Genomic DNA, 8,226 nt, shown 5'->3' on the forward strand with positions numbered 1-8,226 from the left:
TACTATGTCGATTAAGAAAAAACTTCTACTCAACTCACTCGGAATTTTACTGTTAGCCTGTTTAATAGTGGTGTTCATTATTTTTCACATGCTGCGTATCCAATCTTCTTCATCCGATCAAGTGAACATTTTATTGAATATTGAAAGATTCAAATCGGAAATGAACGGAGCCAAGCAAAGTTTGAGCAACTTTTCCTTTTCAGGCACAGATGCACTGAAACAGGAAACGACTGGACAAATGGAAAGCAGTACAGAATTAATGGGGGAATTGAAAGCGGTTGTGACCGATCCTTCGAGTTTGGAGCATCTGACGAAGGCAGAAACCAAATTTTCTGAATGGAAGGATCAAACGACAGCAGCTCTTAATGAAAAAGACATGGGAGAAGCAAAGCGCCAATCGATTCGAACAGATGGCATTTTGAATGACATTTACATGCTTAACCAATCGGCACAGCGTAATTATCAACAGATTCAACAGCAGATGGATAACCAAATCCAATTTACGATTGTTTCCTCCGTCGTCGGCTGTGTCGTTCTATTGCTGCTTGCATCGATTTCGACTTTAAAGGTAACAAATTCGATTTCGTCTACACTGCGTAAACTGGCGAAAAACGCCAAAAAGATAGCGACAGGTAATTTGGCCGTAGAGCCGCTGGAATACAACAAACCAGATGAGTTGGGCGTCTTGAACAATTCGTTTAACCAAATGACCGGGCAACTGCGTGACTTAATTTCTTCGATTGACGGTGTAAGTAAAGATGTGGAAAACTTCGCGGCTGTAATCGATGAAGAAAATAAATCTTTAACAGAAGTAAGCAAACAAGTGGCAGTTTCCACCGATGAATTGTCCGCCGGCACACAATCCATTTCAGAAGACTTGCAGGATGCAGTAACCCTGATCGAACAAATGGATCGGGACTTTTCAAAAAATGTGGAACATACCCAACAAGCAGTCTCTTACGGAAATGCTGCAGGAGAAGCAGTCGCTTCTGGACAAAAAGCGATTCAATCACAACAGCAATTGGTGGATGAGAATGCCAAGACCTCGCAGGAAATCAAACAGGCTGCGGAAGCATTTGCCAACTACACCGGAGAAATCAACACCATGGCTAAATCTGTTTCTGAAATTGCCAATCAAACTAATTTACTTGCATTGAATGCAGCTATAGAAGCCGCCCGCGCAGGAGAAGCAGGAAAAGGGTTCGCTGTCGTAGCGGAGGAAGTGCGCAAGTTGGCAGAAGATTCCTCAACAGCTACCAGCCACATTTTTGAAATGGTAAAGTTAATAGAAAAAGGAATAAGCGAAATCACGGTGTCAGTGGAAAGAGGCTCCGGAATCGTAAGGGAAGAACAGGCTTCAATGGATAAAACGATTACTTCCTTTACAAATATTGAAGAAAAGGTGGCAGGCTTCAGTAAAGAACTATCCAGTTTGCTCGAAGGCATTCAAACTTCCAAAACAACAGGGCGGAAAGTGTTGGACAATGTAGAGAGTATCAGTGCGGTAGTCGAAGAATCGGCTGCAGGAAACGAACAAATATCCGCGTCCACTCAAGAACAATTGACAGCATTCCATCATATGGTAGAGCAAGTTACCAAGTTGAGAAAATTGACAGACGAATTAAACGGAACCGTAGGCAAATTTCAACGTTAGGCAGACGTTCATACCTGCTCTGTCTCAAACCTTGACAAATAACTGGGGTTTCTTTACAATACGATTACAATACCAAATGAACGACTTGGATAAGGAGTAGTAGTAATGTTTCCAGGAATTCCAGAGAGACAGCGGTCGGTGCAAGCTGTCCCTGGACATTATGAACTCGCCTTTGATGTCGCAAAAGTGAATCCGCCAGTAGCTTTTGCCGTCGGCCGCGTTAAGGCTTCAAGCGGGCGCAGTTTGCGCTAAGTTGGGTGGTACCGCGGGATTAATCTCTCGTCCCATTATGGGATGAGGGATTTTTTTATATCTTTTTAAGGTTTTTTGCGACAGTGAGGGGCAGGTCGAATCAATTGAAGGAGGAATGGCCAATGTCATTTGATCATCAAAGAATAGAAGAAAAATGGCGCAATTATTGGTTGGACAACAAGACATTTAAATCAAACAGCAATACGAACAAGGATAAGTATTATGTACTCGACATGTTCCCTTATCCTTCAGGTGCAGGCTTGCATGTTGGCCATCCAGAAGGTTACACAGCGACGGACATTATTGCGAGAATGAAACGAATGCAAGGTTATGAAGTGTTGCATCCGATGGGTTGGGATGCTTTCGGGCTTCCGGCTGAGCAGTACGCATTGGATACAGGAAATGATCCGGAAGAATTCACTAGACAAAACATTGAAACATTCCGCAGGCAAATTCAAGAGCTTGGTTTTTCCTATGATTGGGATCGTGAAATCAATACCACAGATCCTAATTACTACAAATGGACACAGTGGATTTTCCTTAAACTTTATGAAAAAGGGCTTGCCTATATCGATGAAGTGCCGGTCAATTGGTGCCCTGCACTAGGTACTGTTTTGGCTAATGAAGAGGTAATCGATGGCAAAAGTGAACGGGGTGGCCATCCGGTTGAACGGAGACCGATGAAGCAATGGATGTTGAAAATCACAGCGTATGCCGATCGTTTGCTGGAGGATTTGGAGGAGCTTGACTGGCCGGAAAGCATCAAAGACATGCAACGAAACTGGATCGGCCGCTCGGAAGGGGCAGAGGTTCATTTCGGCATCGATGGCTTTGACGATACATTCACGGTATTTACGACTCGTCCGGATACCCTGTTCGGTGCAACATATGCAGTAATGGCGCCAGAACACCCGTTGGTTGACAAAATTGTCTCTAGAGAACAAAAACAAACAGTCGCCGATTATATTAAAGAAGTCCAGGCGAAAAGTGATTTGGAACGTACGGATTTGGCGAAAGAAAAGACCGGGGTATTCACGGGTGCTTATGCAATTAACCCGATTAGTGGGGAAAAGTTACCGATCTGGGTTGCGGATTATGTGTTAGTAAGTTACGGATCCGGTGCTATTATGGCTGTGCCTGCCCATGATGAAAGAGACCATGAATTTGCTGTTAAATTCGGGTTGCCGATTGTTCCGGTTGTTGAGGGTGGAGATACAGAAAAAGAAGCTTTTACTGGAAATGGTCCACATATCAACTCCGAATTTCTTAACGGATTGGGTACAGAGGAAGCAATCACCAAAGCCATTGAATGGTTGGAAACTAACGGGAAAGGCGAGCGGAAAGTGACCTACCGCCTGCGTGACTGGTTGTTCAGTCGCCAGCGTTATTGGGGAGAACCAATTCCGATTATCCACTGGGAAGATGGCACTACTACGGCTGTAAAGGAAGAGGAACTTCCGTTAGAGCTTCCAAAAACAAAGGAAATTAAGCCGTCTGGTACTGGCGAATCACCTTTGGCTAATATAGAAGATTGGGTTAATGTAGTAGATGCGGAAACAGGAAAGAAAGGCCGCCGTGAAACAAATACAATGCCACAATGGGCGGGAAGCTGCTGGTATTTCTTGCGCTATATCGACCCGCAGAATCAGGAGGCGCTTGCGGATTATGCAAAACTAGAAAAGTGGCTTCCGGTTGATACGTATATCGGTGGTGCAGAACATGCTGTTTTACATCTCCTTTATGCCCGTTTCTGGCATAAGTTCTTGTATGATATCGGGGTTGTACCGACGAAAGAACCATTCCAGAAGTTGTACAATCAAGGCATGATCTTAGGGGAAAACAATGAAAAAATGAGTAAATCCAAAGGGAACGTAGTAAACCCTGATGAAATTGTTGCCTCTCATGGAGCGGATACACTTAGACTTTATGAAATGTTCATGGGTCCTTTGGATGCAGCTGTTGCATGGAGTACGAATGGCTTGGATGGAGCTAGACGTTTCCTTGATCGGGTTTGGCGTTTATTTGTTACAGAGCAAGGAAAACCATCCGAAAAAATTATGGCTGATTCTTCTGATACGTCACTGGAAAAGGTATATCATGAAACCGTGAAAAAAGTGACGGAAAACTTTGAAGCCCTACGCTTCAATACCGGTATATCGCAAATGATGGTATTTATCAATGAAGCCTATAAGGCAAAAGAAATTCCGCAGCTTTTTGCAGAGGGATTTGTAAAGCTCCTTTCACCGGTTGCTCCGCACCTGGCTGAAGAAATCTGGGAGATCTTAGGGCACAGTGAGACGCTTGCTTACCAAAGCTGGCCTGCTTTTGACGAAGCAAAGCTTGTTGAAGAGGAAGTGGAAGTCGCCATACAGGTGATGGGCAAAGTCCGTGCCAAAATGATGGTTTCTAAAGACGCTTCCAAAGATGATTTGGAAAAACAGGCGCTCGAGCTTGACAGCATTCAAGACTGGCTGGAAGGAAAAACTGTCCGGAAAGTGATTGCTGTACCGGGTAAACTGGTTAATATTGTAGCCAACTAACAAGAAAGCCTCCCTGTTAATGGGAGGCTTTTGTTGTTCACAAAATAGATTCCTCTTATAATAGAAGGGTATCATTTGGGTTTAAATAAAAGGAGAGTAAAAATGATGGATTCCATAAAGGAAATAACTTCAGCAGAATTGCAAGAAATGTTGGATCAAGACAAAAAAATCTCTTTAATAGATGTAAGAGAAGAAGAAGAAGTCGCTAACGGGATGATCGAAGGTGCTCAACACATCCCTTTACGGGAAATTCCGGAAGCAATTGAATCACTCGATAAGGAAGCGGAATACGTGTTGATTTGCCATTCGGGGATGAGAAGCATGAATGCTGCCTTGTTTATGAAGGAAGAGGGATTCAATGTTCTTAACCTCGAAGGTGGGATGATGAAATGGGATGGAGAATTGGTATTTTAATGTTTTAAATGATGGGCAGTGGGGTATAGTAATATATCTCACTTCTTGCCATCGTTAAAAACATTATAAAGATTCCTCTTGATTTATTCTTCTATACGTAGTAATATATTTACTGCTGTCGCATTGAAGTCAGCATTCAAACATTTCCCTGAAAAGTGGAATTGACATCGAGTAATAATGATGGTAAAATACAATTACTGTCGCTTAGGCGACATTTGATCTTTGAAAACTGAACAAAACAACCAGTATGTCAAGCAAGATATACAAGCTAGTTTTTGAACGAGCAAGCAAGCTCACATTTTATGGAGAGTTTGATCTTGGCTCAGGACGAACGCTGGCGGCGTGCCTAATACATGCAAGTCGAGCGCGGGAAGCAGGCGGATCCCTTCGGGGTGAAACCTGTGGAACGAGCGGCGGACGGGTGAGTAACACGTGGGCAACCTGCCTGTAAGATCGGGATAACTCCGGGAAACCGGGGCTAATACCGGATAATACTTTCTTCCGCATGGAGGGAAGTTGAAAGGCGGCCTTTTGGCTGTCACTTACAGATGGGCCCGCGGCGCATTAGCTAGTTGGTGGGGTAATGGCCTACCAAGGCAACGATGCGTAGCCGACCTGAGAGGGTGATCGGCCACACTGGGACTGAGACACGGCCCAGACTCCTACGGGAGGCAGCAGTAGGGAATCTTCCGCAATGGACGAAAGTCTGACGGAGCAACGCCGCGTGAACGATGAAGGTCTTCGGATCGTAAAGTTCTGTTGTCAGGGAAGAACAAGTACCGTTTGAACAAGGCGGTACCTTGACGGTACCTGACGAGGAAGCCCCGGCTAACTACGTGCCAGCAGCCGCGGTAATACGTAGGGGGCAAGCGTTGTCCGGAATTATTGGGCGTAAAGCGCGCGCAGGCGGTTCCTTAAGTCTGATGTGAAAGCCCACGGCTTAACCGTGGAGGGTCATTGGAAACTGGGGAACTTGAGTACAGAAGAGGAGAGCGGAATTCCACGTGTAGCGGTGAAATGCGTAGATATGTGGAGGAACACCAGTGGCGAAGGCGGCTCTCTGGTCTGTAACTGACGCTGAGGCGCGAAAGCGTGGGGAGCGAACAGGATTAGATACCCTGGTAGTCCACGCCGTAAACGATGAGTGCTAGGTGTTAGGGGGTTTCCGCCCCTTAGTGCTGAAGTTAACGCATTAAGCACTCCGCCTGGGGAGTACGGCCGCAAGGCTGAAACTCAAAAGAATTGACGGGGGCCCGCACAAGCGGTGGAGCATGTGGTTTAATTCGAAGCAACGCGAAGAACCTTACCAGGTCTTGACATCCTCTGACCCCTCTAGAGATAGAGGTTTCCCTTCGGGGACAGAGTGACAGGTGGTGCATGGTTGTCGTCAGCTCGTGTCGTGAGATGTTGGGTTAAGTCCCGCAACGAGCGCAACCCTTGACCTTAGTTGCCAGCATTCAGTTGGGCACTCTAGGGTGACTGCCGGTGACAAACCGGAGGAAGGTGGGGATGACGTCAAATCATCATGCCCCTTATGACCTGGGCTACACACGTGCTACAATGGATGGTACAAAGGGAAGCGAAACCGCGAGGTGAAGCAAATCCCATAAAACCATTCTCAGTTCGGATTGCAGGCTGCAACTCGCCTGCATGAAGCCGGAATCGCTAGTAATCGCGGATCAGCATGCCGCGGTGAATACGTTCCCGGGCCTTGTACACACCGCCCGTCACACCACGAGAGTTGGCAACACCCGAAGTCGGTGAGGTAACCTTTTTGGAGCCAGCCGCCGAAGGTGGGGCCAATGATTGGGGTGAAGTCGTAACAAGGTAGCCGTATCGGAAGGTGCGGCTGGATCACCTCCTTTCTAAGGATATACGAAAGGCGAAAGCAACCGGTTAGCGACGTACAAACTGGACTGAACCGAAGGAGATAAAGGAAACACAGCGAACTATGTGAGCTGATGTTGACTTATCGTACGGAGGTGAGGGAAGTTGTGCTAGTCGCTGGATGCTGGAGCTGGACAGGAATAGCTCTTTCGAGCTAACACAGGACATACTGGTTCGTTTGGTTCAGTTTTGAGGGATTAAAACCTCAAATGATCTTCTGTTAAAATCCGTCACGTCCTGTGACGAACACAGAAGTCACCACCTCGTGTGGAAGCTTGTACCTTGAAAACTAGATAGGAAATGCAAGACATTCAACGACATTGAAGTAACACGTCATTCACGAACGATAAGTTAAGTGAAGAAGGGCGCACGGTGGATGCCTTGGCACTAGGAGCCGATGAAGGACGGGACAAACACCGATATGTCTCGGGGAGCCGTACGTAGGCGTTGATCCGGGAATTTCCGAATGGGGAAACCCCCTGCTCGTAATNACCCCTCTAGAGATAGAGGTTTCCCTTCGGGGACAGAGTGACAGGTGGTGCATGGTTGTCGTCAGCTCGTGTCGTGAGATGTTGGGTTAAGTCCCGCAACGAGCGCAACCCTTGACCTTAGTTGCCAGCATTCAGTTGGGCACTCTAGGGTGACTGCCGGTGACAAACCGGAGGAAGGTGGGGATGACGTCAAATCATCATGCCCCTTATGACCTGGGCTACACACGTGCTACAATGGATGGTACAAAGGGAAGCGAAACCGCGAGGTGAAGCAAATCCCATAAAACCATTCTCAGTTCGGATTGCAGGCTGCAACTCGCCTGCATGAAGCCGGAATCGCTAGTAATCGCGGATCAGCATGCCGCGGTGAATACGTTCCCGGGCCTTGTACACACCGCCCGTCACACCACGAGAGTTGGCAACACCCGAAGTCGGTGAGGTAACCTTTTTGGAGCCAGCCGCCGAAGGTGGGGCCAATGATTGGGGTGAAGTCGTAACAAGGTAGCCGTATCGGAAGGTGCGGCTGGATCACCTCCTTTCTAAGGATATACGAAAGGCGAAAGCAACCGGTTAGCGACGTACAAACTGGACTGAACCGAAGGAGATAAAGGAAACACAGCGAACTATGTGAGCTGATGTTGACTTATCGTACGGAGGTGAGGGAAGTTGTGCTAGTCGCTGGATGCTGGAGCTGGACAGGAATAGCTCTTTCGAGCTAAAGATAAGACATACTGGTTCGTTTGGTTCAGTTTTGAGGGATTAAAAACCTCAAATGATCTTCTGTTAAAATCCGTCACCTCCTGTGACGAACACAGAAGTCACCACCTCGTGTGGAAGCTTGTACCTTGAAAACTAGATAAAATATGCAAGACATTCAACGACATTGAAGTAACACGTCATTCACGAACGATAAGTTAAGTGAAGAAGGGCGCACGGTGGATGCCTTGGCACTAGGAGCCGATGAAGGACGGGACAAACACCGATATGT

Annotated in this window: 3 protein-coding genes, 1 rRNA gene and 2 other annotated features; all 4 genes read left to right on the top strand. The window is 46.7% G+C overall.

The window, feature by feature from the left end; translation table 11 throughout:
• The first annotated feature begins 4 nt into the window (after positions 1-4).
• The 4 genes from BN1067_RS10670 (at position 5) to BN1067_RS10685 (ending at position 6,725) form a co-directional block, all read left to right on the top strand.
• Positions 5-1,654 (top strand): methyl-accepting chemotaxis protein, encoded by a 1,650-nt coding sequence (locus tag BN1067_RS10670; RefSeq protein ID WP_053218835.1) that lies wholly within the window; start codon positions 5-7, stop codon positions 1,652-1,654.
• 77 nt (positions 1,655-1,731) lie between these two features.
• Positions 1,732-1,944 (top strand) — a binding site (T-box leader).
• 84 nt (positions 1,945-2,028) lie between these two features.
• Positions 2,029-4,446, top strand: a complete 2,418-nt coding sequence (gene leuS / locus BN1067_RS10675) for a leucine--tRNA ligase (protein ID WP_053218836.1) — start codon at positions 2,029-2,031, stop codon at positions 4,444-4,446.
• A 105-nt stretch (positions 4,447-4,551) separates the two neighbouring features.
• On the top strand, positions 4,552-4,860 hold the full coding sequence (locus BN1067_RS10680) for a rhodanese-like domain-containing protein (protein WP_053218844.1): 309 nt from the start codon (positions 4,552-4,554) through the stop codon (positions 4,858-4,860).
• A 299-nt stretch (positions 4,861-5,159) separates the two neighbouring features.
• Positions 5,160-6,725 (top strand): 16S ribosomal RNA (locus BN1067_RS10685).
• A 419-nt stretch (positions 6,726-7,144) separates the two neighbouring features.
• Positions 7,145-7,764 (top strand) — a sequence feature (16S ribosomal RNA rRNA prediction is too short).
• Positions 7,765-8,226: the final 462 nt, after the last annotated feature.

This window comes from Virgibacillus senegalensis (genome assembly GCF_000821245.2).
GTDB classification, from domain to species: Bacteria; Bacillota; Bacilli; order Bacillales; family Amphibacillaceae; genus Sediminibacillus; species Sediminibacillus senegalensis.